A 25,488-nucleotide genomic window follows, 5' to 3' on the forward strand; every position below is an offset into this window, starting at 1 on the left:
CAATTTCATTTTTATATTTTATACACGTAGACCACATTTTTTTGGCCTTTTAAGCAAATAAGTGACTAATTAATGAAATACCACTTATAGCACAAAAAAGATATCAACCTCAGTCAATATCTTTGATTTCTTCTATAAGATTTTCCATTGTTGCTTCAAAAGCATCCTTGATTTCACATTCCCAGACAGTAAGAACCCGATAATCCATTTGTTCTAGAAGATGGTAGTTCTTGGCGTCATTAGCCATATTACGTTCAATCTTCTTAACCCAATAGTCATGATGACTCTTAGGGACAGTAGCTAGCTTACAATGATAGTGATGATGCCAGAAACAGCCATTCACAAAGATACATACATGATATTTATCGATGACAATATCAGGTGTACCTGGTAATCCTCTCACATTCTTACGATAACGAAAACCATGATGATAGAGATATTTGCGTACTTTAAGTTCTAAAGACGTATCTTTGCCCTTAATAGCTTTCATATTGTTTGAACGCTTCTCATCCATACCATCACCCACCTGCTTCTATTATACCAAAGAACAAGTTAGATCTGAAAAACAAACAGAAAATATTCCTTCTTATAAAAAACGTATTCTATGTTATTTGAGCGTAGAATACGTTTTTATTAATCTAATGGTTGTCTATAGAAATGCCCAACAAAGCGTTCAGTAGATATTACATTGATGATAGCTTTAGGATCAACCCTCTTGATTAAACGAATAGCATCTTCTAGTTCATAGAACGAAATAACCGTATGAATTAATGATAGATTTTTATGTTCATATCCACCAATACCAGCAACCTCTGATAACCCATGACGATAATGTTTGATGTATGCTTTGCATATTTCTTTTGGATGATATGTAGTTATCTCTAATGTTACTAGTTTATACCTCTTATAAAATGAATCTATTGTTTTTGTGGAAATAAACTGAAATAGAATTGAATATCCAGCATATTTCCATCCAAACATATACCCAAAAATTAGAAGTAAAACTGAATTAAAGACAAAGACATATTCAAATATTGACTTCCCAATTTTATTAGAAACCCATAAGGCAATAAAATCAGTACCCGCTGTTGAAGCATTTCCTCTTAGTGCTAGCGATATCGCAATACCATATAGAAAGCCACCAAAACATACATTAAGCAGTAGATCATCAAATAACAATGTATAATGAAAATTAAGAAATATACTCAATAATATGACTTGTAGAATTGAGAAAAAGACAAACTTCTTACCAATACTTCTAAAACATAAAACGCCTAAAGGTATATTGAGTATTAATACAAGTAATGATACCGGGATTGTAAAACCAAATAGAGAAGAAATCTTATTAATAAGAATTGCCAAACCCGTAAAACCACTTGAAAGTAGCTTAGATGGAGTAATGAAAACGTTAATACAAAAGGACTGTAGAAGAGCTGACAAAAAGACACAAAATAATGTTTTAAGATATTTATTGTGTATTATGAATAAGCTTGCTGACTTGGTCACAATTGACAACCTCATACTTCATTTCATTGTCATGATAATAGCCATAAGACACCTTGCCATTTGATGTTGTTGTATCGATTTTATAGGATTTGCATGATGAATGAAGCTGTTTGACATGTGTATAGTTCTTAAAACCTAATGCATTATCCGCATTAATACCACAACCAGCTAATATCTCTATTTGACTGCCAAAATGTTCTTCAAGTCTCTTAATAGTATTCTTTCCAGCAATCGCATTAGCTTCACCACCACTTGTCAGTATGCGATCCACATGTAGAGTGATAAGTTCAGCAATAGCTTTTTTCAAATCTGCTGTGCAATCAAACGCTCTATGAAATACTGCTTCTTTGTGATATGAATGTATAATCTTTACAAATTCACTTGTCTTTTCCTTGTCAACAAGAAAGTCGTTTGTAAGAAAGCCAAAAGCAATACCATCAGCCCCATTTTCTAAAAAGTCTTTAGCCTCTGCTTTCATCTGAATAAATTCATTCTCATCATAACAGAACCCTGCTCCTCTAGGTCTAACCATACAAATAATTTTAAGATCTGTTTTTGCCTTTAGAAGCTTCAATGTACTTACTGTAGGTGAAAGGCCACCAAGATATAGAGCACTATTAAGCTCAATTCTTTTTGCACCGCCATAATATGCATTCATGCCATCTTCAAAACTTCCACAACAAACTTCAATCATCATAAATGTTCCTCCAGACCTAACCGATATAATGTCAATGCATAGATTTTCGTAATCATAATGAGATCATCAATTTTCATCCATTCATTAGGATTGTGTCCAATCCCTTTTTGTCCAGGGAATGATGGACCAAAAGGTACAATATGAGGCATTAACTTTGCATAGGTTCCACCTGTTGTTGTCACTGGCGTACCGTCCAATCCCGTTACTGCTTCATATGATTCTTGCATAATGGAAATCATTGGTGCATTGCGATTAAAATATACAGGATCATAGTTTCCTACAACATCAACTTCAAAACCTTTATTTTTCAATTTCTCTACAAGCTCATTAGAAGTAATCCCATAAGGATAGCTTATCGCAAACTGAAATGTTTTGTCATCTATGATCTTGTAGTTTCTTGTTTCTAGCTTTCCAAATTCATCATTCTTATAGTCAATCTCTAACTTAACACCACTATTATCACTATTAAGTATATAAGTATTCAAGAACTGATGAAGTGCTGGCGTATTTGCATATTTTACATTGACACCAAGTCGTCCTCTTTCAGCATAGACAACCGGGAACTTACAATCAGGTGTAAAACCAGCTAAAGGTGGTTGCTTTTTTGAAAGATAGTATTTTAAGTCATGAAAACCTGTCTCTTCATTACAGCCAAAAATAATTCTGATTTCTCTGTTGGGCTTATATCCAAGTTGCTTGAGTGCAAATAACGCATATAGACATGAAAGAATAGGTCCTTTATTATCAAGAATTCCTCTTGAATAAATAACGCCATCTTCTTCATAAGCTGAAAATGGATCATGCTTCCATCCTTCGCCAACAGGAACAACATCAAGATGCCCTATTGCCGCAATATAACCATCTTTATTTTTAGGACCAAAAGAAGCATATCCAATATGGTTATCAATATTCACAGTCTCAAAACCAAGCTCTTCACATAGATTTAGTGTTTCTACAAGTGCTTTTCTTGTATTCTCTCCATAAGGTGCATCTTCAGTGGCTGTATCTTGAACAGATGGTATTCTCACAATTCTTTTAATACCGTTGATAAGTTCTGGTACAATCTTGTCAACTTGATTCATTATTTTATCCATTTACTTTTTCTCCAAAGGTGCTGTTCTACTTCTCATATACTCATCCATCCATTGTTGACTTGCCACCTTAAAAACACAATGTCCATTCTCATGTTCAACAAGATAAACTGTTGGCTTTAATGAATCTGTTGCAACAACGAAAGAAAAGCCTTCAATATTGGTTGCACAGCCCCATTCACCTTTATTATTCAAAGCAATAAGACTCATATCACCAGCTTTTCCTCTCTTTTTAATAAGTAATGCATTGATATGAGATACTGCCTTTTCACACGCCTCTTGTGGATGCATACCTTCTTTCATCATTCTAACGATTTCATAAGACACACAGCCCTTCATCACATCTTCGCCTAGCCCCGTAGCAGAGGCACCACCAATTTCAGAATCAACATAAAAACCAGAACCAGACACAGGAGAATCACCAACACGACCAGCACGTTTCATAAATAAACCACTTGTCGATGTTGCCGCTGTCATCTTTTCCTGCTGATCAAGACATATCATACCAACCGTATCATGTCCTGAATAGGGCTTGATTTCCATTTCAATTTCTTTTGAGCGATTGTGATAATGTATTTTTGCACGTTCTGTCAACATATTCTTTCTTTCAAAGCCATTCTTATGCGCATATTTTTCTGCACCTTCTCCAACTAAAAAATTATTGACAGGCTCATGGGATAACTTTCGTGCTATAAGCACTGGATTCGCAAAGTCTTTGATTGCGCCAACAGCTCCAATAGATAATGTATTGCCATTCATATAAGCTGCATCAAGTTCAACTTCCATCTCCTCATTAGGCAGTCCTCCATATCCTACAGACTTGTAAAACGGAAAATCTTCTACTTCTTTAACTGCCCGTACTACTGCATCACCAGCATCACCTTTTTCCTTTAATATTTTGCTAGCTGAAGTAACACCTTCAAACGCCATTCTCCATGTTGCGATAATGCCCCACATATTCATTTCCTCCTTCAATAGAAAAGTGCGCTGATAAGTTCAAACGCACTTTTAATGATTATTTACAATGATTATTAAAGATCATCAAAAGAAATGTTATCTAAATCAATTGAATCTTCTTCTTTTTGATTGCTTGCTTCAATTTCTTCTTTCGTATACTGCTTATCAATAACCTTGATAAATGGAAGATAAATAAATACACCCATAATAATAAGAAGCAACTGTAATACAGCACCAGCCCAGTTTGTCGCAAGGAAACCAGAAATGATTGGTGGTGTTGTCCAAGGAATAGCAATACCAGAGCATACTGGAACAATCTTAGCAGCCATAGCTAGATAAGATATGATGATATTAAGAGTTGGAACTAAGATAAATGGAATAATGAGCGTTGGGTTAAGGACAATTGGAATACCAAATACAATTGGTTCATTGATACCAAAAATACCTGGGATTAGTGCTAGTTTTCCTAATTCAGTAACACGTTTAGACTTACAGAAAGCTAACATTGCAATAATTAATGAAATTGTTGATCCACAGCCACCAAATGTCGCAAAGAGATCCTGGAATTGCTGATTGATAATATGCGCACTACCAATGCCTTTAGTGAAATATGCAATGTTTTCAGCAGATAATGTCTGCAAAATAGGATTGAATACAGCACCAACAACTGAACCACCATTGATTCCAAAGAACCAGAAGATATGCAAGAAGATATACGCTGTGACCATAGCTCCCAATGTATCACCTAAGTTAAGAAGTGGCGTCTGTAAGAATGTAAAGATAATAGTAAATGCATCTGTTCCTAAGAAACCAAGTAACAAATTAATTAAGAAGAAGAATGTCATAACAAGTGTTGCTGGAATCAAGGCAGAGAAAGATTGCACAACTGTTGGTGGAACACCCTTAGGCATCTTAATTGTCCAACCTTTTTTCTCAACATAGGAATAGATATGAACTGATAGGAATGCAACAATAATTCCTAAGAAAATACCTTTTGCACCAACCCATCCAGTAGGAATACCAGATAACTTTACTGAAACCTGCTTTTTACCGATTGTTGCAGTCCCTTCAACAACATATGGCATAAGCAAGAACCATGACATTAATGCTGTTGCTGAAGCGAAGAGTTTATCCGTCTTCATTTCTCTTGCAAAAGAATAAGCAATCCCCATAACCGCAAAGATAGCCATGATAGAGAATGTTGCAGCAGATGGTTTTTCCAACAATGCGCCAAGCGTTAAGCCTGTTGTTTTATTGACAACAATACTACCAATCCAATTTGTCCATGCAGGAATTGGGAAGTTCGCAATCAATAAGAAAATAGAACCTGCAATAAGTAAAGGCGTAGACAATAAGAAACCATCACGTACCGAAACTAAATACTTATTTCTCCCAATAGCTTCAGCTAATGGCATCAAATACTTTTCAATTTTTTCAGTCATTCAACTCATCTCCCTTATATATATTTCGACATTAATATTATTTACTGTTTTTCTTAATCAATAATATTGCTTTCTTGAGAACACGTTCACCGTTCATCATGCCATAGTCATCTTGATCAATTACAGCAAAGGGAATACCCTCGTTGCCATATTTTTTTACAGTTTCATCATACATATACTGTACTTGGGGGCCAAGAAGTATGCAGTCTGGTTTGTCACTTTCAATAATTCTTCCCATTTTTTCAATCGGATGGGCTGCCACTTTGATAGGAAGCTTATGTTCATTGGCAACATCTTGCATAGCTGACGCTAACATACTTGTTGACATACCTGCACTACAAAACAGATAAACCTTTTTCATCATTCAAATCCTCCTTTTTTAATTCATTCATTTGTTTGTACATTTTTATCATTTGGAGTGCCATAATTTTAATTGTTTCGGCTGATAAAAGCTGATCCTCAGCATGCATAAGTAAAATTGTAGGTATCGTCCTATTTCCTTTAGCTTCCTCAGTAATAAGCTTGGCATGTACTTCATGTCCTTTATTAAACTCATTATCACCATCAACAATGAAACGCTCTGCTTTTTCAAAATCACCTTCTTCAGCTTTTTTCACAGCTTCAAGATATTTCGACTTCGCAACTCCAACAAACGAAATAATCCTAAAGCTTATTAAATCCAAATTCTCCATATGTCTCCTCCAACTACATTCAGTATATCTCTTAAATTTCACTACATTTCACAAATACTTTTCCTAATAAATTCATACTTAGGAAATTACACTCTTACAACGATTGTATGGGCGATACGGTCATGTAAAGACTGTGCATTTTTACTCAATACAACAAGTAATGCACTTACAATTGTAATAACCCAGAAAATAGTAACAACAGCTCTAACAACCTGAATATGTGTTAGTAAAGTAAATAACTGTTGTAAAATAGTAGAAATATTGTACATTCTCTCTTCAAAAAGCATGATGACTAGCACTTCTCTAATAAGCATTGTCTTAAGATTTATATCATCATTATTATTTCCAACAATCTTTAAATGCAGAATATGTTTTCCTAGTGTTTGTCCTTTCCATATCCATGTAGGCACAACAACAAAATAGAATAGTCCACAGATCATACTCAAAATGCCAGCAATAACACCATAAGATTCAGGAAATTTCAATAAATTCAAATTATTCGCTGTGCCAAATAGCTTTTGTGAAAAAAGACCTATAGGAAATGATACAACCAAGGCTCCTACATACCAGTCAACTAAATATGCGATAAACCTTCTCATCAACACCTTTCTATCATTCATTTAAATATCCTCCTTTATATTTTTCATGAGCTCGTCATAGGATTTTGTTGAGAACAGTTTTGAAATCATTTCTGGATTTGTCACAATATGGGTCAGCCACTCAAAGAATATGCGAATAAGTTCACTATCATCATTATTAATGCCCATAAGTATGACAAGTCCTACCTCAAATTGTCCCCATTGAATAGGATGCTTCAATGTCATCAAGGAAATATATTGCTTTGTCGTTTTTACAGTTAATGAATGTGGAACCGCAAAACCTTGGACAAAAGATGTTGAAGAAATGTTTTCTCTTTTAAGAACATCTTGTTCATATCCCTCTGGTGCGATACCTTTTTTCACTAGCTCATTACATAAATACGCAATACATTCTTCCTTTGTTTGAAAATCATAGCCAAAATAACAATAATCTTTTCTGATTACTCTCTTAAGAAGGGCAATAAATTCTTTTTGATTCTTTTGTCTCTCAAGAGTATCCAGTGTTCTCATAATCATACTTTCATCTTCATAGTCAAAAAACAGCTTGATTTCAACAATAGGGGCCTTTAGCTTTGTATTGATGGGAATGGTAGAAATAATAAGATCAGGCGATAATAGATTAATCTTCACTTCATCAACGAGCTTAAAATTATCAACAATATCAATACGATCATCAAAATGCTTTTTAATTTTCTCTAAGCATGCATTTGCAAGAACGACATTATGGGGAATGATTGTAATAACCCGATATTTATCATTGGTTATCTTTCTTTCATATGCCGCTCCAAGATGGAGTGCTATAAGTGCAATTTCATTCTCATCAACCGATTTATTTATCCTCTCAGCAATGATTTCAGTTGCATTTACTGCCATATCAAATACTAAAGGGTATTTTTTCTTCACTTCTTTAAGATAGAGATTACTTACTTTTGTACACGTATTTACACGAGATATAAGAGAGAGCACATGGGAAGTCAAACCACTCACAAGCTCATTGTCCCCCGTAAAATCAATATCATAGATATTATTTATGTGATTAATGATTTCATTTACAATTTCCTGCACATTAATATTTTCATTACTCTTTATGCAATCATAGCTCTTCCCTCTTAGCAGATAAGAAAACCAAATAACTTCATCTTCGACATAAGGAATTCTTAAATTTGCAGATACATTCTTGAAGAAATGCTTGCTGACATTATATTCAAGATCCATATCGCTGCTAATAGGTTTGACATTGGATATAAAAGCCGAATCCCTGATCCGTTCAATAGCTATTCCTGCATGTAGCAAAGTCATCACATATGTATCTTCTCTAAGATGATAATCAAACATATGACAAACCCTATCGAAGATTCTCGAAACTTCAAGAATATCAAAATCGTCCCAAAGCTTGCCCAATGCCGTCAGGTTCATGAAATTACCTTTAATTTCTTGATCAAGAAGAATCTTGTAAAGAATCCTTTTCTCATACTCATCTCCAGCTAACGAAATACTATGATCAGATTTCACAAGCTTTAGCGTCTCAAAGCTTTCTAACTTATTTCTAATCTTCTTAAGATCATTATCAATCGATGATTCACTGACATACATCTTACTTTCTAGTTCAATTAAGGAAATACTCTTTGTTAAAAGCATTTGTTTGGCAATCCAGACACATCTATTCTCCGGTGTATATGATTCAATTTGACTTTCATCAACCTTATTTAAAAGCAAAACATCAGAATTAATCTCATAACCGTATCTTTTGTTGGAAAGGATAAGAGTATTATCACTCATCTCATTGATTTTACTAATATCTGAACGAATAGTACGATCACTTACATTCAACATTCTAGATAAATCAGAGCCTGTTACCCAAGACCCATTGTCCTGTAGTATTTCTACTATATTACGCTGTCTCTCATTCATAATGCTTGCCTCCTATTAATAGTTTACAAAAGAATGAATACTTATTTTTATAAATCCATTTCCTATCACTTAGGAACTCTATTCTCATTATAGTCTTATAGATATTGTTATAAAATATTATATCTTCATTTAATATATGTATGCACAAAAATACTGTGAGAAAATTCAACTCACAGTCATTTCGTCATATTGGAATATAATCCGAGAAATACAAGCAATTTAGATAATTCATATAAACAACATTCTTATTCACAAGTTAAATATTACTCTCTATTCATCCTACAGCACTATCTACCGAATTATACCAAACATGTTATTTTTATTGCTTTGCTTTAGCGTACTTTCTAAAATAAAAATAGAGAGGGGGCCTTTTTATGAAGAAGTTTCTATGTTTGATTCTATCATTGATATTAGTAGGTTGTAGTCAAACTGGTTCACTTGATACACGAGAGCTTAAAATAGGCAGCCATGGTGCAAGCTATTATGATGGAATGTTGCGTTATGGTGTTGTTCTCAAGAATAGTAGCGAGGATGCTATAAGCATGAAGCCTGCTATTAAGGTATCTGCGAAAGATGAAAAAGGTCGAGTGATTGCTTCAGCTACACATTATGCAAGCTATGTCTTACCTAATGATCATACTTATTTTGGTGATAGTTTGAAATGTGCTAAGAAACCTGATCATGTTGACTTTGAGGTCAAGACAAGTCAATGGAAAGCGAAGAGTGATTTTAAACGTATTATTAAAACTGATTCTTTTAATGTTAATATGAAAGGTAAAGTTAATGATGATGAAGATAATAATCATTATCATGGTACAATTACGAGTAAGAGTCGTTATAATGCGAAAGATGTTGAGGTTGTATTGATATTCAAGAAGGATAAGAAGGTTGTCTTTGTTTCTAAGGTTGATGTTGGTAATCTGAGAGCTGATGAAACAAAGGAATTCAATACCATTATGGATAGTCATTTTGAATATGATGCATTATCTTTCTATGGACAACTTAAGAATGTTGAAGAGGCCTAGCAACGCTAGGTCTTTTGACAAATCATCACCAAAAAAGGGAGACAACCTCTCCCTAATGCATATTCATTAATTTCTCATTTCCATGGTGATCAAAATAACGAATAATCATATAAGATAATAACAACAGTAAAACAGATATCATCAGTAAGTAGATTCCTGCACCAAGATGATGGCCGATATACATATATAACAAACCCATTGCGAAGCTAACGCCCCATCCCCCAAATAAACAGATGGTTACTGATAATGATTGTTTAATAGGATAAAGTTCATTGGTCCATTGTAGATTTGCACGCATCATGCCAATCCATGATGCAAATAAGGCTGTAAATAGACAATAGAGTTGCGGGAAGATCAAGATAATCAGACTTGAAACAAATGATAGTTTAAAGGCAATCATCACACAAATAGATAAGAAACAAACAGGTATGCCAGTTAATATATATTGCATGCAGGCTTTTGCTTTTAAAAGCATTTTAGCATCAACAGGTAGTGATTGAATAATCCAGGCATTCTTCCCCTCAAGTGACATTGAAGGAGCTGCCATATCATTCATTGAAGCAAGCATACATATGCCACTACATGCAAGTACCACGATAGCCCCTTGAACATTTTGGCTTAACGCATTCATAACAGCTATCACTTCCTGACTTTTAATGATGAGCGCAATCCCGGCAATAGGCATGAAGAGGATGGCTAAGCCACAATTCAACATATAGTTGGCACTGCTCATAAAGCGACCAAATTCTTTATTAAGCAATGCCTTAAAAAGAGAATGTTGTTGAAAGGTTTTATTGTTGATTTTTGTATGCGTTGTAGTCTTTGTCATGGTTGCTATTTTCAAGAAGCTATAACTTAAAGTATGCCATAAGAGATAAATAATCAAGAGCGACAAAGCTAAATAGCCAACAACACCTACAATACTACCTTCTGCCATTGTGCCAAATAAATAGAGAGGATAAGCGGAATTTTTAACGGATTGACCATAAAGAACAGTATTCTTGACAAGTTCTTGCATCATATCAATAGCCTTAGCATAGAATACATAATAGATTGCTAGGAAGATGACAGAGATGAAGACTGTAACGATATTCTTACGTTTGAGTCTTGCCGCTATCTGCGCAACGACATAGCCTAGCAAACAGCTTAATGCAAAAACAAATATACTAATAACTATTAGCCAGCTTAAACACCCAATGATCTTAAGGAAACTGATGGCTGAAACGGTAAAGTAGACAATGATAGAAGGTATGCAGACAATTGCACTATACATCAGTCCCATGATATAGACACTGACCAGTCTTGAAACAATGAGATCCTTAACAGGAATAGGCATACTAAGTAATAAGTCATTGTCTTTGGCAAGATAGAGCGTTGAATAAGTATTGAAGACACTGCCAAATACTCCTAAAAACAAAGCTACAAGTCCCATAACGATATAATAGAACCAGCCATAACCAAGCGTAATAATCGAACGTATACCCATCGCCAAAGAGAAAAACATTCCCCCAAGTATACCAATCATAAGAAAGGCGAATAAAACAATCATGATGATCTTTGAAGAAAGCGTACGCGCTTTATTTCTTTTAGGATCATAGAAAAAGCTTCGAAAGATTTCAGCAAGCTGTTTCTTTACGAGAATATACAACATATTATTCTTCCTCCAGCTCCAAGAAGACATCTTCGAGACTTTCATCCCCTTTGACTTCTTCCATTGTCCCTTGTTTAATCAGCTGACCTTCTTTGATAATCGCAATCTTATCACAAAGCTTTTCAGCTACTTCTAATACATGAGTAGAGAAGAAGATAGCGCCATTCGCTTCACAGACTTCATGCATCATGCCTTTAAGAATATGGGAGGCTTTAGGATCAAGACCAACAAATGGTTCATCCATAATGATGAGTTTAGGATTATGCATCCAGGCCGCAATAATTGCCAGTTTTTGCTTCATCCCATGGGAATAGGTACTAATAGGCTGTCCAAGATCATTGGTGATTTCAAATAGATCACCATATGTTTTTATTCTCTCCTGTCTTAATACACTGTCAACATTGTAGATATCGGCAATAAAATTCAAATACTTATAGCCGGTCATGAATTCGTAGAGATCTGGATTGTCGGGAATATAGGCAATGATTTTTTTACAGGCAAGAGGTTCTTTTTGAATACTGTGTCCATCAATAAGAATCTCTCCTTGATCAAATTGCTGGATACCAACGACAGAACGTAATGTTGTTGTCTTGCCAGCCCCATTATGGCCAATAAATCCATAAATTTCACCTGGCTTTATATGCAGATTTAAGTCTTTCACCGCAATCTTATCGCCATATGTTTTTGTCAGATGATTAATTTGAAGCATATGTTTTCCTCACTTTATATTGTTTTTCTTATTTTACCATAACTAGATATTATATACTATGTCACATGTTGGTAATATGGTTATCATCTTTTAGAAGCATGCTGGCTTAAGAAGAGATAGAGAATACAAAGAACAATAGTAGCTACAACAAGCATTAATACCATCATCTCAGTTCTTACAAGATGCCCCATGAATTTTGGCTTACAATCCAGGCTTATGGCTATTTCATGAATGACCGCTTTTGGCACACCTGCTTCCTGCATTTTTATAAAAGGACGTTCTAAGAAATGATTTTTTAATAGCGATGTCGCATAAGTACTTGGAAAGAAACTCATAACTTTTTGAAGTGTCGTCCCAAAGTAATGAAGTGGCATATAAGCTCCACATAAGAAACCATAGCCAGCCGAAACAATTGTCCCCACGGCATTACGTGCCCCTTGTGTCCTCAAAGGAAAACAAACAATACCGGAAAGCACCGCTCCAAACATCACCAATAAAATCACATCACCAATTAAATACAAAACATCTCCAAACTGTAAATACCAGCCCCTTGAAGCAATATAAACCAAGCCTAAAATAAGAGCAATCATATTGACAATTAAGCTATTGAAAATAGTTGCGAAAAGATAGCTTAAATAAAGGATGCTTTTTTTAACAGGTGAGACATCAAAATCCTTTCTTATCCCTAGGGCATAATCTTGCACCATTGTCATATTGACACTAAATGTCACAGTCACGCATGTCACTGCCAGTAATGAAGCAACGAGCTGTGATGCGATTGTGGCATTAATAATGCAATCTGGTAATGAAAAATTTTTAGGCATATAGGCCACAAAATTATTGTGATAGATTTGATCTAGAAATGTCATATAGAGGACAATGAGAATAACAGGTGTAATAAGGGATGAGAGAAACATGCCTTTGTCTTTGAAAAAGAGTTTCTGATGTCTATGCATTAAGATCAACATTGTCTTCATGTTCGTTGCCCTTCTTTCCTGTTACGTTTAAGAATACGCTGTCCATATCTCCTTTGATGATTTCATAATCCGTAAAGAATTGTGGGTAGGTAAGAATTAGTTTTGTGGCTTCTTTTGTATTATTAAGCATGATGGCATAACCATGCTCTATCTTGTGGTAAGGCATATGAAATGATTTGATATCTTCCTTATTTACACCATACAAATAAAGCGTGTCTTGTCCATAGCGATTCTTAAGTTCACGTGGTGTCCCCTTGGCGACAATATGCCCATGATCAATAATGACAACATAACTTGCATCATTTGCCTCTTCCATATAATGGGTTGTTAAAAAGACTGTGAGTTCTTCTTCCTGACGTAGTCTTTCAATAATCGACCAGATCATTTTTCTTGTTCCTGGATCAAGTCCGGTCGTCGGTTCATCTAGGATGAGCACTTGTGGTCGATGAATAAGAGCTCGAGCGATATCAATACGTCTTCTCTGTCCCCCAGAAAGATGTCTTAAGGGACGATTCATAAATTCATGCATTTCAAATATCTCCACAAGTTCTTCAAAACGTCCTTTGAAAGCTTTACCTGTGATCCCATAAAGTGCTGCCCGGCATTTAAGATTTTCATAAGCCGTGAGTTCTTGATCAAGAGCTGTATCCTGGAAAACAACGCCAATCTTCTCTTTAATCAGATTACTTTCATCCTGAACATTGACACCATCAATAAGAGCAATGCCACTTGTTGGCGTAAGCTCACTTGTCAGCATGGAAATCGTTGTACTTTTGCCTGCACCATTAACGCCTAAAAAGGCAAACAGCTGCCCTTTTTTCACAGTAAAACTGATATCATTCACAGCTTTAATCTTTCCATATAACTTACTTAAATGTTTGACTTCAATCATATTATGCCACCCCCTTTCTAACATTATGCCAAACGTTACCTTTTAATACAAGTTCATAGGATTTTCTTCACGAATGATTAACGAAATGATAATATTAAAAAGAAAACTCCCTATTCAAGGGAGTCTCTATTGAGTCTTATGAGAAGGTCATCAATTTTTAATGCGAGGTATTCAAGATAGGCAAGTGAGCCATCTTCATCATGTAAGCTGATCAGATGCATAATCTGGCTAATGGCATTGAGCTCTAAATAAATATCATGGATGTTTTCTTTTTTCATATATTCTCCTAGTGGCTGCTAGTGAAACATATTGAAATTCATACATAGTATACATGATTTAAGTATCAATGTCTTTAAAAAATATAATTGTTACAAAAAGGAGGAATATATGAAAATATTATGTGTAATTGAAGATAATTATGGCATCCTGTTTAATCATCGCAGAGTTTCAAGAGATCGTCTTATGAATGAGAAAATACTTGAGATAGTTGGCTCAAACAAACTTTATATCAGCCCTTTCTCAACATCTCTCTTTAATACAAAAGAGAATATTATTATTGATGAAGATTATTTAGAACATGCAGGAGACAATGACTATTGCTTTGTAGAAGATAAAGAGCTTCTTGCATACAAAGATAAAATCAATATGTTCTATCTATTCCATTGGAATAGGCATTATCCAAGTGACTTCTCACTTGACTATCAACCATCTCTCGATATGCATTTAATTGATTCTATAGAGTTTGCGGGATCTTCCCATGATGATATTTTATTGGAGGTTTTTGAAAAGTGAAACAACAGTTCAAACGTTTTCTTACTGCCATCCTTTTAGCTACATTAATGCTTACAGGATGTGCAAGTGAGACATCGACAAAGAGCGAACCGAAAACAAATGAAGTCGCTAAAGAGAAAAAAACAGAAAATAAAAATAAAGAAGAGAATAAAAAGACTCAAACTGCACAACAGAAAACACCAAACAAAGAAACACCTGCACCTGTCACAACGACACCGACAACAAGCTTCTCACTCGCAAGCATTCCTGCTTATAGTGGTAAGCCCTATGTCGCAGTTAATGACAATAAGCCATTCTTTCCAAATAACTTAAGCAATAAGCCATTTGAGAGCTATTCTAACTTGGATCAGTTAGGCCGATGCGGGGTAGCAACGGCATGTATTACAAAAGCTTTGATGCCAACGACAAAACGTGGCTCGATTGCATCAGTTAAGCCAAGTGGCTGGCAGACAGTCCGTTATGAAGTTGTTGGTAAAGGAAGCTCTGGTTATCTTTATAATCGTTGTCATCTGATTGGTTATCAGTTAACTGGGGAAAATGCGAATGTAAAAAATCTTATCACAGGAACACGTTACCTCAATATTGAAGGCATGCTGCCCTTTGAAAATATGGTTACCGACTATATCAAAGAAACAAATCAACCTGTCTACTACCGTGTCACACCTATCTTTGATGGCAATAATCTTGTGGCTTCTGGTGTTCTTATGGAAGCGAAGTCCCTTGCTGATAATGGTGCTTCAATTCTCTTCAACGTCTTCTGTTATAATGTACAGCCAGGTGTAAACATCAATTATGTGAATGGTACAAGCAGTGTGGCAAATACGTCAAATGCATCTTCAAAACAACAAGCGCAAACGACAAAGCAGGCTAAAAGTACACCTCAGCCAAAACAAAATACACCTGTCACTGCATCTTATATCGGTAATAAAAATACAAGAAAATTCCATCGTGGAGATTGCCGTATGGTTGCCCGCATGTCACAATCAAACAAAGTCACTTTCAACAATCGTGATAGTGCCGTAAGTCAAGGCTATAATCCATGTAAAATCTGCAATCCATAGAATGAGCAAAATTGCTCATTCTTTTTTTATTTTCTTCATTTTTCATTTTACTTAATATTCATCTTATTTATAGTAATTATTTACTATTTATTTTTTATCTTCAATTATCACCAATAAGAATTTATTCGTTTATAAGGTTGTTTAACTTGTAAGCAATTTCATAACAAGAATATTCGTACGTATTGATGCATTATCAATAGCGTGTTTTCTCTCACATATCATTACTTAATATTAAGTTATATGTAAGTAAATTATCGAAGAAAAACGAAGGACAAAGAAATGTAAGCGCTTCATCATTTTACTACAAATAAGATTCACAAAATTCATTACTATATGTTTTGACATAAGCATACAGTTATTGTAGAATATCACCATATTCCTACTTATGAAGTAGGTTTATAGGGAAATAAAGTTATAGAAATGGAGGAAAGTATTATGACTTTTACAGTTTTAGATTTTGTCGCTGCAGCAGTCGCATTAGTCATGTTTGCAGTGCTATTCTTCCTAGATAAGAAAAAGAATTTGGATTTTAGCCTTCTTATCTTATTAGGAACAGCTTTTGGTATTCTCTTGGGAGTTCTCTTTACAACACACTATAATATCGTAGCGATGGTTGGTACGATTTATTCACAGGCGCTTTCAGCCTTCGTCGTTCCTCTTCTTCTCTTTAGCGTTACGGCAAGTATTACGAACTTAAGTGATTCTATTCGTTTAAAGAATATTGGTCTTAAATCAGTTCTATGGTTATTATTCCAGACTTTATCAGCTTCTGTTCTTACTTTAATTGCTGCAGAAATCTTCAATGTTGGAGCTAATTTCCACTATGTTCCTGAAGCTGCCACTAAGGCAAGAGAGGTCCCTTCGGTTATTGATACAATCGTTGGTTTATTCCCTTCTAATCTTGTTGCACAATGGTCTACTAACGCTGTTGTTCCTGTCATTGTCTTTGCGATTATCGTAGCATTAGCTTATAACAGCTTAGTCAAGGATAATCCTGATGTTGTTTACTTTAAGAAGTTTATTGATGCAGGTAATAAAGTGATGTCTGGGGCTATTGGTATTGTCATTGACTTTACACCATATGCCGTTACGGCCTTAATCTTCCGTGCTGTTGGCGCAAATAAGATTTCTGACATGCTGCCACTCTTACTTGTCTTAGTTATTGCCTATGCTTTAAGTGCTATTCAGATCTTTGGTGTTGAAACATTATTAATTAAGTTTGTCGCTAAATTAAATCCTATTCAATTCTTAAGGAAGGTTGCTCCTGCAGGTGTTGTAGCCTTTACTTCAGAAAGCTCTATTGGTACGCTTCCTGTAACAATTCGTCAGTTAAAAGAAAAGATGGGCGTGCATGAAGATATCGCATCCTTCACAGCATCACTTGGTGCTAACCTTGGCATGCCTGGATGTGCCGGTATGTGGCCAATGCTTCTTGCCATCTTTGTTGTACACATGCAGAAACTCAATTACACAGCTGGTGATTATGGTCTATTGATTGTTCTAACATTACTTGTCTCTATTGGTACAGTTGGTGTTCCAGGTACGGCTACAATTACAGCTACAGCCCTCTTTACTGCTGCTGGATTACCTATCGAAATGATCGTGCTCTTCTCCCCTATCTCAATGATTGTTGATATGGCTAGAACTGCTACAAATGTAATTGGTGCTGCAACAGCAACAGTCTTAGTTGCAGAAAGTGAAAATATGATTGATCACGAAGTTTACAACGCTGATAATGCTGATCAAAAAGGAATCGCGAAAGCAAATGCATAACTCTTAGCTCCAGTGCTTAGGCATTGGAGTTTTTCTTGAATATTTGTTGTAACATATTTGTTGACATCTATAAAGAAATAGTTATACTAAATACTGTAATAGATTTACTTACATCAAGGAGGATGCAACTATGAAAATTGCAGTAGTAGCCGCTAATGGAAGAGTGGCAAGAAAAGTCATTACTGAAGCTATCAAGAGAGGTCATGATGTAGCCGCCTTTGGTCGTCATGAAGAAAACAATACTGATGCTTCAAATTATATTATCAAAGATATTTTAGATTTAACCAAAGAAGATCTTGTCGGTTATGATGTTGTTGTGGATGCCTTTGGAACTTGGGCTAGTGAGACCATGCATTTACATACGGATACGTCCCAGCATTTAGCTGATTTACTCGAGAACACAAATACACGTTTACTCATTGTTGGTGGTGCAGGTAGTCTCTATACAAATAAAGAACATACTGAAACAGTTTCATCAGGTCCTGATTTCCCTCATGACTGGTTGCCGGTTGCCAATGCAATGGCTGATGCCCTTAATAAGCTTCGTAAGCGTAATGATGTGCATTGGACTTATTTATCTCCAGCAGCTAACTTTGTCGCTGATGGTGAAGCAAGTGGCAAGTATACATTTGCCAATGAAGAGTTTACTCTCAACAGAAACAATGAGTCCTCTATTTCCTATGCTGATTATGCTAGTGCTATGCTGGATGTCATTGAAAGTGGAAAACATGATCAAGAACGTATCTCAGTCTTTCAAGATTAAATAGCTGTCTTAATAAGGCAGCTTTTCGTTTGTACTTAAATGCCCGGTGTGATATATTATCATGCAGAAGAAGGTGACGACATGCAAGTATCTACAAAATTCACTGTTGCAGTTCATATACTAACCTATGTTGCTTATGTCAAAGATAGCAGTAAAAATACCAGCGAGGCTATTGCTAGCAGCGTTGGAACCAACCCTGTTATTATCCGTAATAGTATGTCAGCATTAAAAAAAGCTGGTTTAATAGATGTCAAGAGAGGTCCTGGAGGTATTGTTTTAAAGCACCCTTTATCAGAAATTACGCTACTTGATGTTTACCGTGCTGTTGAAACAAAAGCCGATGATACACTCTTTAGATTCCATGAACATCCTAATCCTGAATGCCCTGTTGGTAAACATATCCATGATGGCTTAGATGATGTACTCAATTCTATTCAAAACCATTTTGAAGCAGATCTCGCAAGTCATACACTTGAAGAAATCTATCAAAACTCAACACTTCCAAAAACAGTATCTGATTAGCGATACTGTTTTTTATCTTTATGTCATTATTTCTATTACCCTTATCAACAATATCCTCTTCTCTTCAATTATTTAGCGCCCCTATTAATATGCAGTTACAATAAATACACTTTTGAAGAGATCTACAATAATTATCACAAATTTCTTTAAAGAGTTTACTAAGGCAGATATCCATATTTATATCGAAAAAGCTTCATTATTAGAATATTTTTTCAATTTACGAAAATATGCACTTTTCTCTTGTAAGCGTTTACATGTGATGCTATTATATAAGTGCAAAGAAGGGATAAAGTCCTTCTTAAAAAGGTACTTGAAATAAAAGTCATCATAGTATTTGGCATAACAAAGTTTGAGAAATGTTTATGAAGTGACATGTAAAATACGGTAAAGCCAAATAAGTGCAAAGCCAATGTATATGAGCAACTCTCCATTGAGGCGAGGCGGTATGCAAGAAGCTTAAAATCCAAGCACAAGGTTGAGTTCTGGCTGGGTGTTATTTAGGTGAAAGATGAGTAATACTCCTTAAGAGAAAGTGTCAGGACAAGAAGGAACGAGAATAATAATGTTCCTAAAGGATCGCAAACAGATCAAATGATGATAATAAATAGAGTATCTTTTTTCATATAATGTGAGGAAATAATTATGAAAGAATGGACAAAAGAAGAACGTTATACAGTATTGAAATCGGCTGATGAAATCAAGCCATTATACAATCGCATTCAGCTCACCCACTATCGCCAGCATTTCCACATCCAGCCTATTACTGGCTTATTAAACGATCCAAATGGTTTTGTTTACCATGATGGCAAATGGCATTTGTTTTATCAATGGTGTCCTTGGGGAGCTGTACATGGCTTAAAATATTGGTATCAGACCGAGTCTAAAGATCTTGTACATTTTGAAAACAAAGGTGTATGTATTAAACCAGATTGTGAATATGACAACAAAGGTGCTTACAGTGGCTCAGCCCTTGTCACAGAGCATTCCATCTATCTCTATTATACCGGCAATCACCGTGATGAAGACTGGAAACGTATACCTTATACATGCCTTGTCAATTTACGTGATGACGGCAGTGTTCATAAATATTCAAAGCCTCTATTTGGTCCAAATGACAACTATACTGAGCATCAACGTGATCCTAAGATCATCTATCACAAAGAAACAGAAACTTACTATATTGTCCTTGGGGCACAAAATAAACAAAAACAAGGGCGTATCATTCTTTATAGATCAAAATACTTTAATCGTGACTGGGCGTTTGCCGGAGAATTAAAAGTACCTGGTTTTGAAGATTTTGGTGATATGTGGGAATGCCCTTCTATTGAACATATTGGTGATCATGATGTTCTCATCTTTTGTCCACAACATATCAAGATAAAAGGACGGGGTGATAGTATTCATCATAATGGTTACTTAATTGGTAAGATGGATTATGAGACTTTGACCTTTACTCCTATTGGCGATTTCCATGTCCTTGACTTTGGCTTTGATTCCTATGCAGCTGAATGTGCTGCTAATATTGGTGATAATGGCAAAGCAATACTAGTTGCCTGGATGGGCTTACCCGATGCATCTTATCCAACGGATGAAGATGAATGGTCCGGCTGTCTGACAATGCCTCGTGAGCTGACAATTCGTAACCGCCGTCTTATTCAGCGTCCATTAGATGCCCTTAAGAGTTTACGTCATCAAGAAATCGATCCTGATGAAGGTATTCTGCCTGAAGCTTGTGAAATTGAAATGCATACTTCAGGTAACTTAGAAATGCATCTCTTTAATACCCCACAGACTGATGGTATTACAATCCTCTATGAAGATGACACTAAATCAATTACCATTGATCGTAGTGGTATGAAGAAACGCTTCAATAAAGAACAAGGTGAAGCACGCACACGTCAGCTTGATCATCCATTAACACATTTACGTCTCTTTATCGATACATCTTCCCTAGAAGTCTATGTCAACGATGGAGATGCACTCTTTACAACTCGCGTTTTCCCTGAAGCAGAAGAACATCACTTTACGCTTATTGGCCTAGCCGATATGAAGATATGGACTCTTGAAGATGCTATGAAAAATGACTTTATTATATAGAAATAGGTGCAGAAAACTGCACCTATTTTACACTTCACGTATAGAAGCATTATACTTCTTAATTTTATAAGCCTGATAGGAATGATAAATCGTATAGATGATACAAAAGAGAATCAAGGCAACAATAATACCCATTGAAGCTCCAAAAGTATCAATGAGAACATCTCTAAAAGATGGTCCCCTGCCATAAGAAAATGACTGATGAAATTCATCCGTACAGGCATAGAGAAAACAGCCAAATACACTCAGCAGCATCCTTACAAGCATCGGTATTCTATCAAAAGTAAAGAGCAGCAGCATTGCGGTTATCGCAAGAATAAAATAAATAAACATATGAGCTAGCTTACGAATGCCATATTCAAACTGACTGCGATAAGTGACTGTTAGCTTGATTTTTATATGATCATTGCCTGTAACTTTCGCAATGACATCGCCAAAGACTTCAACGACCTGATCACTAGCCTGAGTACTTTGTGTGCCATTCTGTGCGGAAAAATTAAAAATAACAGACATCCACCACAATAAGATAATAATCAAGACGATTCTTAATGCAATAAGCCATTTATGTGTATTGTTCGCAAGAACTTTCTTTAATGGATAAGCCATGATACATCACCTCTTTGTTTCATGTATCATACGCTCATTATATGAAGAATGCAATTTTGTCTTCTTCTTCACATAAATTCTCATTATTCCTTACAGCTTTTAATAGCCCAGCGTAGTTTTGTAGATTTAGCACGGGGGTTGCGATGACATTCCTCGCTTGTTGGACGAATGACATTGCGAGCTACGTCACTATAGATACCAAGATTCTTCATTTCTTTAAAGCTCTTCTTCACAATACGGTCTTCTCCCGAATGGAATGTCAAAATAACCGCACGACCACCCGGTTTTAGGACTGTTGGAAGTTTATCCATGAATTCATAGAGAACTTCGAATTCCTGATTCACTTCTATGCGAATAGCCTGAAAGACTCTGGCTGCAGTTTTATTTATGAGATCCTTACGTCTTGAATCACTGTTATGAGGTAGAGATTTATCGATAATTTTATAGAGAAGTGATGTTGTATCGATTGTCATGCCACTCTTTTGATAGCTGTCAATCGTTTTCGCTATTTCAGATGCATAGGGTTCATCACTATTTTCTGATAATATATGTTCAATATCCCACTTGGAAAGCGTTTTAAGATATTCACTAGCCGGAATACCCTTTGTCGGATCAAGGCGTAAGTCAAGGGGACCATTTGCTTTATAACTAAAGCCACGTTCAGGGTTATCAATCTGCATGCTTGAGACACCTAAATCAGCAAGGACAAAATCAAACTTCCCATATTCTTCTGCAACCTTATCAATATTTCTAAAGTTTGTATGAATAGCGGTAAAAATATCTTGACCATAACCCAGTTTTGAAAGACGCTCTTTCGTCTTTTCAATTTCAATTGCATCAACATCAAGGCCATAGATATGTCCTTTGCCTTCTAGCTTTTCCAACATATGTCTTGTATGTCCACCATATCCAAGCGTACAATCAAGCCCATGATCTCCTGGCATGATTTCCAAATGTTCTAAACACTCATCAACCATGATAGAGATATGCATACCTGCCGGTGTTGCACCTTTCTTGATACGATGCTCGATAATACCGGCATATTGTTCAGGATGCAATTCCTTATATTTCTCATCAAAATGCTTGGGATATTTCCCACTATATCTTTTTCTACGTTTATGTTCTTCTGCCATATTCTTCTCCTGTTCGTTTCGATTCTATCACAAAGACTGATACAAATATATACTATAGGAACAAACTATTATTGAGGAATGGAAATTGATATCACACTTACAAAACAATTTCTAGAAATTTCTTTCTCATTCCTCTATGATAAACCTATCTAGTTATAGGGGAGTATGGTATGGTTGTAAAGTTTTTAGTTGATATTTCGAATTTTATGTGGGGAACTTGGATGACAGTATTTCTGCTTGGTACAGGGATATTCTTATCGATTCGTTTCCGTTTTATGTATAATTTTAGAAAGATAGGTTTTCACTTCAAGAATACCTATGGCAAGATGTTTAAATCAGGCGAAGGAACTGGGACGGTCTCAGGTTTTGCTGCTGCCTGTACAGCCATGGCTAATACGATTGGTGTTGGCAATATTGGTGGCGTCGCTACGGCGATTGTAGCAGGTGGGCCAGGTGCTGTTTTCTGGATGTGGTTCTCAGGTCTGTTCGGGATGTCAACAAAAGCCTGTGAAATTATTCTTGGACAGCGCTATCGTACAAAGTATTCTAAAAGTATGGATGAATATATGTGTGATCGTTCATTCGTCATGAAGAATGCCCTTGGCTGGAAGAAAGGCGCTATCATGCTTGCCTTTGCCTGCTTCCTTTTAGGACCATGGACATGTGCTGTTCAGACGGAATCAGTAACTGGTTCTTTAAAACAGGCCTTTAATCTTGATCCACGTATTGTCGTTACGGTATTAGGACTTACTTGTTTTGTGACAATCTTTGGTGGGTTAAAGCGTATTTCTTCAATTATGGAAAAGGTTGTGCCTTTTATGGCTATGATTTATATTCTTGGTGGATTAGGCATTCTTGTTATGCATATTACTGCCCTTCCTGAAGCTTTCTTCTTAATCATCAAAAGTGCCTTTACACCAATGGCTGGTGTTGGTGGCTTTGCCGGGGCTACTGTTCGTGATGCGATGCGTTATGGTGTTGCGAGAGGGCTTTATTCCAATGATGCTGGTACGGGGTATGGTATTATCGCTCATGCTTCTGCCAAAACTGATCATCCGGTTAGACAATCATCATGGGGCTGGGGGGAAGTCTTTCTTGATACAATTGTCGTCTGTTCAGTAACAGCTTTCTCGATTATTCTGACAAATGCCTATATTGATTTTCCTGGTGTAGACTCAGCTTCTCTAACAACAATGGCTTTTAAAGTCTCTTATGGTCAGTTAGGTGCCTGGTTTATGGCGATATCGATTACTGTCTTTGCCTGGACAACAATTATTGGCATGTATTATAGCTGTGAGAAATCCGTAAATTATGTCTTTGGTGATACAGAGAAGAACAAGATTGCGACAAAGATTTATATGATTTACTATCTTTTCCCATGTATCTTCTTCTATAATGTCAAAGCGCAAAGTCTCTGGGCTATGACTGATATTCTCTCTGCTATTTATATCCTGATTACCTTTATCTTCATTATCACAAAACAAAAAGAAATTATGCGCCTATTCAACGATTTCTGGAATCGTTTCATCCCGGCAAAAGAACGTGGTGAAAATGTTCCTGATGTTGTCTTTGGCACTATTGAAGGAGAACTCGAATGAAACAAACAATCGATCAGATCTTAAAAGACAATACTGTCATGGTTGTGGATGGATCAATGTCTAGTGCATTAGAAGCATTAGGCTGTAATCTTTCCAATAAGCTTTGGACAGCAACAGTGTTAATAGAAAATCCAGAATTAGTTAAAGAAGTACATAAATACTATTTTCGTGCTGGGGCTAATTGTGGCATTACATGTTCCTATCAAGCTTCAATTCCCGGTTTAATGGCTGTTGGCTATAGTGAGAAAGAAGCTGAAGATTATATTCGTTTATCTGTAAAGTTGTTTTTAGAAGCACGTGATGAATGGTGGGAAGAAGAAGGTAAAAAGGCAAACTGTACTTACCCAATCTGCCTTGCCTCCGTTGGTCCTTATGGTGCCTATCTTGCCGATGGTAGTGAATATAAGGGACATTATCATGTCAGTGATGAAGAGCTTTATCATTTTCATAAGCGTCGCATGGAGTTGCTTCTTGAAGCAGGAGCTGAAGTACTACTTTGTGAGACGGATCCTTCTTTGCCAGAAGCACTTATTGAAGCGAAAATCTGTGAAGAGCTTAATGCAGACTTTATCATCAGTTTCTCTTGTCGTGATGGACTTCATACATATGAAGGTCAATCCATCATCACATGTGCAGAAAGTCTAAAAGACTTCCCCCATCTTAAAATGATCGGTGTCAACTGTACTTACCCTACTTATATTGAATCACTTATCACTGCCTTAAAATCAGCTACAGACCTTCCTATTATTGTCTATCCTAATAGCGGTGAAGTTTATGATCCTAAGACAAAGACATGGTCTAAAGGCAAAGAAGATGTTTCTTTTGAAGACTATGCTTACTTATGGTTTAAATGTGGTGCTAAGGCGGTTGGTGGATGTTGTACAACTGTCGATAAGCACATTAAGCAGGTCGTTTTGGCAAAAAATCGTTATCTTAAAGACCTTTCCATCAAGAAAATTTCTTTGTAAAGAACTATAATAGGAGCAGGAGGTAT

General features: G+C 35.9%; 26 protein-coding genes. 9 read left to right on the plus strand and 17 right to left on the minus strand.

Going from position 1 to position 25,488, the window contains the following annotated elements:
• Nucleotides 1–109 precede the first annotated feature (109 nt).
• The 10 genes from T529_RS0102075 to T529_RS0102120 form a co-directional block, all read right to left on the minus strand.
• A complete protein-coding gene (locus tag T529_RS0102075) occupies nt 110–514 on the minus strand; it encodes a very short patch repair endonuclease (RefSeq protein WP_033161963.1) in 405 nt (134 codons plus the stop codon).
• Between the two features lie 119 nt (nt 515–633).
• The gene (locus tag T529_RS0102080) at nt 634–1,521 is read right to left on the minus strand and encodes a YitT family protein (RefSeq protein ID WP_051646799.1); all 888 of its coding nucleotides are present in this window, start codon (nt 1,519–1,521) and stop codon (nt 634–636) included.
• The gene (locus T529_RS0102085; protein ID WP_033162024.1) at nt 1,469–2,200 is read right to left on the minus strand and encodes a copper homeostasis protein CutC; all 732 of its coding nucleotides are present in this window, start codon (nt 2,198–2,200) and stop codon (nt 1,469–1,471) included. Before T529_RS0102085 ends, T529_RS0102080 begins: the two co-directional genes overlap by 53 nt.
• The gene (locus T529_RS0102090; protein WP_033161964.1) at nt 2,200–3,297 is read right to left on the minus strand and encodes a Sapep family Mn(2+)-dependent dipeptidase; all 1,098 of its coding nucleotides are present in this window, start codon (nt 3,295–3,297) and stop codon (nt 2,200–2,202) included. The genes T529_RS0102085 and T529_RS0102090 overlap by 1 nt, the downstream gene beginning before the upstream one ends.
• Nucleotides 3,298–4,251 (minus strand): glycosylasparaginase, encoded by a 954-nt coding sequence (locus T529_RS0102095; protein ID WP_033161965.1) that lies wholly within the window; start codon nt 4,249–4,251, stop codon nt 3,298–3,300.
• A gap of 74 nt (nt 4,252–4,325) precedes the next feature.
• Nucleotides 4,326–5,693: a PTS sugar transporter subunit IIC gene (locus T529_RS0102100; RefSeq protein ID WP_033161966.1), complete on the minus strand. Its 1,368-nt coding sequence runs from the start codon at nt 5,691–5,693 to the stop codon at nt 4,326–4,328.
• Nucleotides 5,694–5,730: 37 nt separating this feature from the next.
• Entirely contained in the window at nt 5,731–6,054 is a 324-nt protein-coding gene (locus T529_RS0102105) for a PTS sugar transporter subunit IIB (protein WP_033162025.1), read from the minus strand.
• Nucleotides 6,029–6,385: a PTS sugar transporter subunit IIA gene (locus tag T529_RS0102110; protein WP_051646800.1), complete on the minus strand. Its 357-nt coding sequence runs from the start codon at nt 6,383–6,385 to the stop codon at nt 6,029–6,031. The genes T529_RS0102105 and T529_RS0102110 overlap by 26 nt, the downstream gene beginning before the upstream one ends.
• Nucleotides 6,386–6,471: 86 nt before the next feature.
• A complete protein-coding gene (locus T529_RS0102115) occupies nt 6,472–7,005 on the minus strand; it encodes an RDD family protein (RefSeq protein ID WP_051646801.1) in 534 nt (177 codons plus the stop codon).
• On the minus strand, nt 7,006–8,895 hold the full coding sequence (locus T529_RS0102120) for a BglG family transcription antiterminator (RefSeq protein WP_051646802.1): 1,890 nt from the start codon (nt 8,893–8,895) through the stop codon (nt 7,006–7,008).
• Between the two features lie 374 nt (nt 8,896–9,269).
• Here T529_RS0102120 and T529_RS0102125 point away from each other — a divergent pair, with 374 nt between their 5' ends.
• On the plus strand, nt 9,270–9,920 hold the full coding sequence (locus tag T529_RS0102125) for a hypothetical protein (protein WP_033161968.1): 651 nt from the start codon (nt 9,270–9,272) through the stop codon (nt 9,918–9,920).
• A 52-nt stretch (nt 9,921–9,972) separates the two neighbouring features.
• Here the strand turns inward: T529_RS0102125 and T529_RS0102130 are convergent, their stop codons facing one another.
• The 5 genes from T529_RS0102130 to T529_RS13020 all read right to left on the minus strand — a co-directional run bounded on the left by T529_RS0102130 (nt 9,973) and on the right by T529_RS13020 (nt 14,427).
• Nucleotides 9,973–11,571 carry a hypothetical protein gene (locus T529_RS0102130; RefSeq protein ID WP_033161969.1) on the minus strand — a complete coding sequence of 533 codons (1,599 nt, stop codon included), beginning with the start codon at nt 11,569–11,571 and terminating at the stop codon, nt 9,973–9,975.
• Nucleotide 11,572: 1 nt separating this feature from the next.
• The gene (locus T529_RS0102135; RefSeq protein WP_033161970.1) at nt 11,573–12,280 is read right to left on the minus strand and encodes an ABC transporter ATP-binding protein; all 708 of its coding nucleotides are present in this window, start codon (nt 12,278–12,280) and stop codon (nt 11,573–11,575) included.
• Nucleotides 12,281–12,363: 83 nt separating this feature from the next.
• Entirely contained in the window at nt 12,364–13,257 is an 894-nt protein-coding gene (locus T529_RS0102140) for an ABC transporter permease (protein WP_033161971.1), read from the minus strand.
• Nucleotides 13,229–14,149 carry an ABC transporter ATP-binding protein gene (locus tag T529_RS0102145; protein ID WP_238560769.1) on the minus strand — a complete coding sequence of 307 codons (921 nt, stop codon included), beginning with the start codon at nt 14,147–14,149 and terminating at the stop codon, nt 13,229–13,231. Before T529_RS0102145 ends, T529_RS0102140 begins: the two co-directional genes overlap by 29 nt.
• Nucleotides 14,150–14,259: 110 nt before the next feature.
• Entirely contained in the window at nt 14,260–14,427 is a 168-nt protein-coding gene (locus tag T529_RS13020; protein ID WP_156032139.1) for a hypothetical protein, read from the minus strand.
• A gap of 109 nt (nt 14,428–14,536) precedes the next feature.
• On the opposite strand from T529_RS13020, the gene T529_RS0102150 reads away from it, so the two are divergent.
• From T529_RS0102150 to T529_RS0102175, 6 genes are all read left to right on the plus strand, one after another.
• Entirely contained in the window at nt 14,537–14,941 is a 405-nt protein-coding gene (locus T529_RS0102150) for a hypothetical protein (RefSeq protein ID WP_033161973.1), read from the plus strand.
• On the plus strand, nt 14,938–16,002 hold the full coding sequence (locus T529_RS0102155; protein WP_033161974.1) for a DNA/RNA non-specific endonuclease: 1,065 nt from the start codon (nt 14,938–14,940) through the stop codon (nt 16,000–16,002). Before T529_RS0102150 ends, T529_RS0102155 begins: the two co-directional genes overlap by 4 nt.
• 435 nt (nt 16,003–16,437) lie before the next feature.
• On the plus strand, nt 16,438–17,775 hold the full coding sequence (locus tag T529_RS0102160; RefSeq protein WP_033161975.1) for a dicarboxylate/amino acid:cation symporter: 1,338 nt from the start codon (nt 16,438–16,440) through the stop codon (nt 17,773–17,775).
• 130 nt (nt 17,776–17,905) lie between these two features.
• The gene (locus T529_RS0102165) at nt 17,906–18,538 is read left to right on the plus strand and encodes an NAD(P)-dependent oxidoreductase (protein WP_033161976.1); all 633 of its coding nucleotides are present in this window, start codon (nt 17,906–17,908) and stop codon (nt 18,536–18,538) included.
• A gap of 81 nt (nt 18,539–18,619) precedes the next feature.
• Nucleotides 18,620–19,060: an Rrf2 family transcriptional regulator gene (locus tag T529_RS0102170; RefSeq protein ID WP_033161977.1), complete on the plus strand. Its 441-nt coding sequence runs from the start codon at nt 18,620–18,622 to the stop codon at nt 19,058–19,060.
• 642 nt (nt 19,061–19,702) lie between these two features.
• Nucleotides 19,703–21,157: a sucrose-6-phosphate hydrolase gene (locus T529_RS0102175; RefSeq protein WP_033161978.1), complete on the plus strand. Its 1,455-nt coding sequence runs from the start codon at nt 19,703–19,705 to the stop codon at nt 21,155–21,157.
• A 27-nt stretch (nt 21,158–21,184) separates the two neighbouring features.
• Here T529_RS0102175 and T529_RS0102180 read toward each other — a convergent pair whose 3' ends face one another.
• Nucleotides 21,185–21,763, minus strand: a complete 579-nt coding sequence (locus tag T529_RS0102180; RefSeq protein ID WP_051646803.1) for a VanZ family protein — start codon at nt 21,761–21,763, stop codon at nt 21,185–21,187.
• 83 nt (nt 21,764–21,846) lie between these two features.
• A complete protein-coding gene (rsmH, locus tag T529_RS0102185) occupies nt 21,847–22,896 on the minus strand; it encodes a 16S rRNA (cytosine(1402)-N(4))-methyltransferase RsmH (protein ID WP_033161979.1) in 1,050 nt (349 codons plus the stop codon).
• A 170-nt stretch (nt 22,897–23,066) separates the two neighbouring features.
• Between rsmH and T529_RS0102190 the strand changes: the two genes are divergently transcribed.
• Together T529_RS0102190 and mmuM are read left to right on the plus strand one after the other, a co-directional pair.
• Nucleotides 23,067–24,494 (plus strand): alanine/glycine:cation symporter family protein, encoded by a 1,428-nt coding sequence (locus tag T529_RS0102190; protein ID WP_033161980.1) that lies wholly within the window; start codon nt 23,067–23,069, stop codon nt 24,492–24,494.
• Nucleotides 24,491–25,462 carry a homocysteine S-methyltransferase gene (mmuM, locus tag T529_RS0102195; RefSeq protein ID WP_033161981.1) on the plus strand — a complete coding sequence of 324 codons (972 nt, stop codon included), beginning with the start codon at nt 24,491–24,493 and terminating at the stop codon, nt 25,460–25,462. Before T529_RS0102190 ends, mmuM begins: the two co-directional genes overlap by 4 nt.
• Nucleotides 25,463–25,488: the final 26 nt, after the last annotated feature.

Origin of the sequence: Sharpea azabuensis DSM 18934, assembly GCF_000702165.1 — a bacterium.
Classification (GTDB): Bacteria; Bacillota_I; Bacilli_A; order Erysipelotrichales; family Coprobacillaceae; genus Sharpea; species Sharpea azabuensis.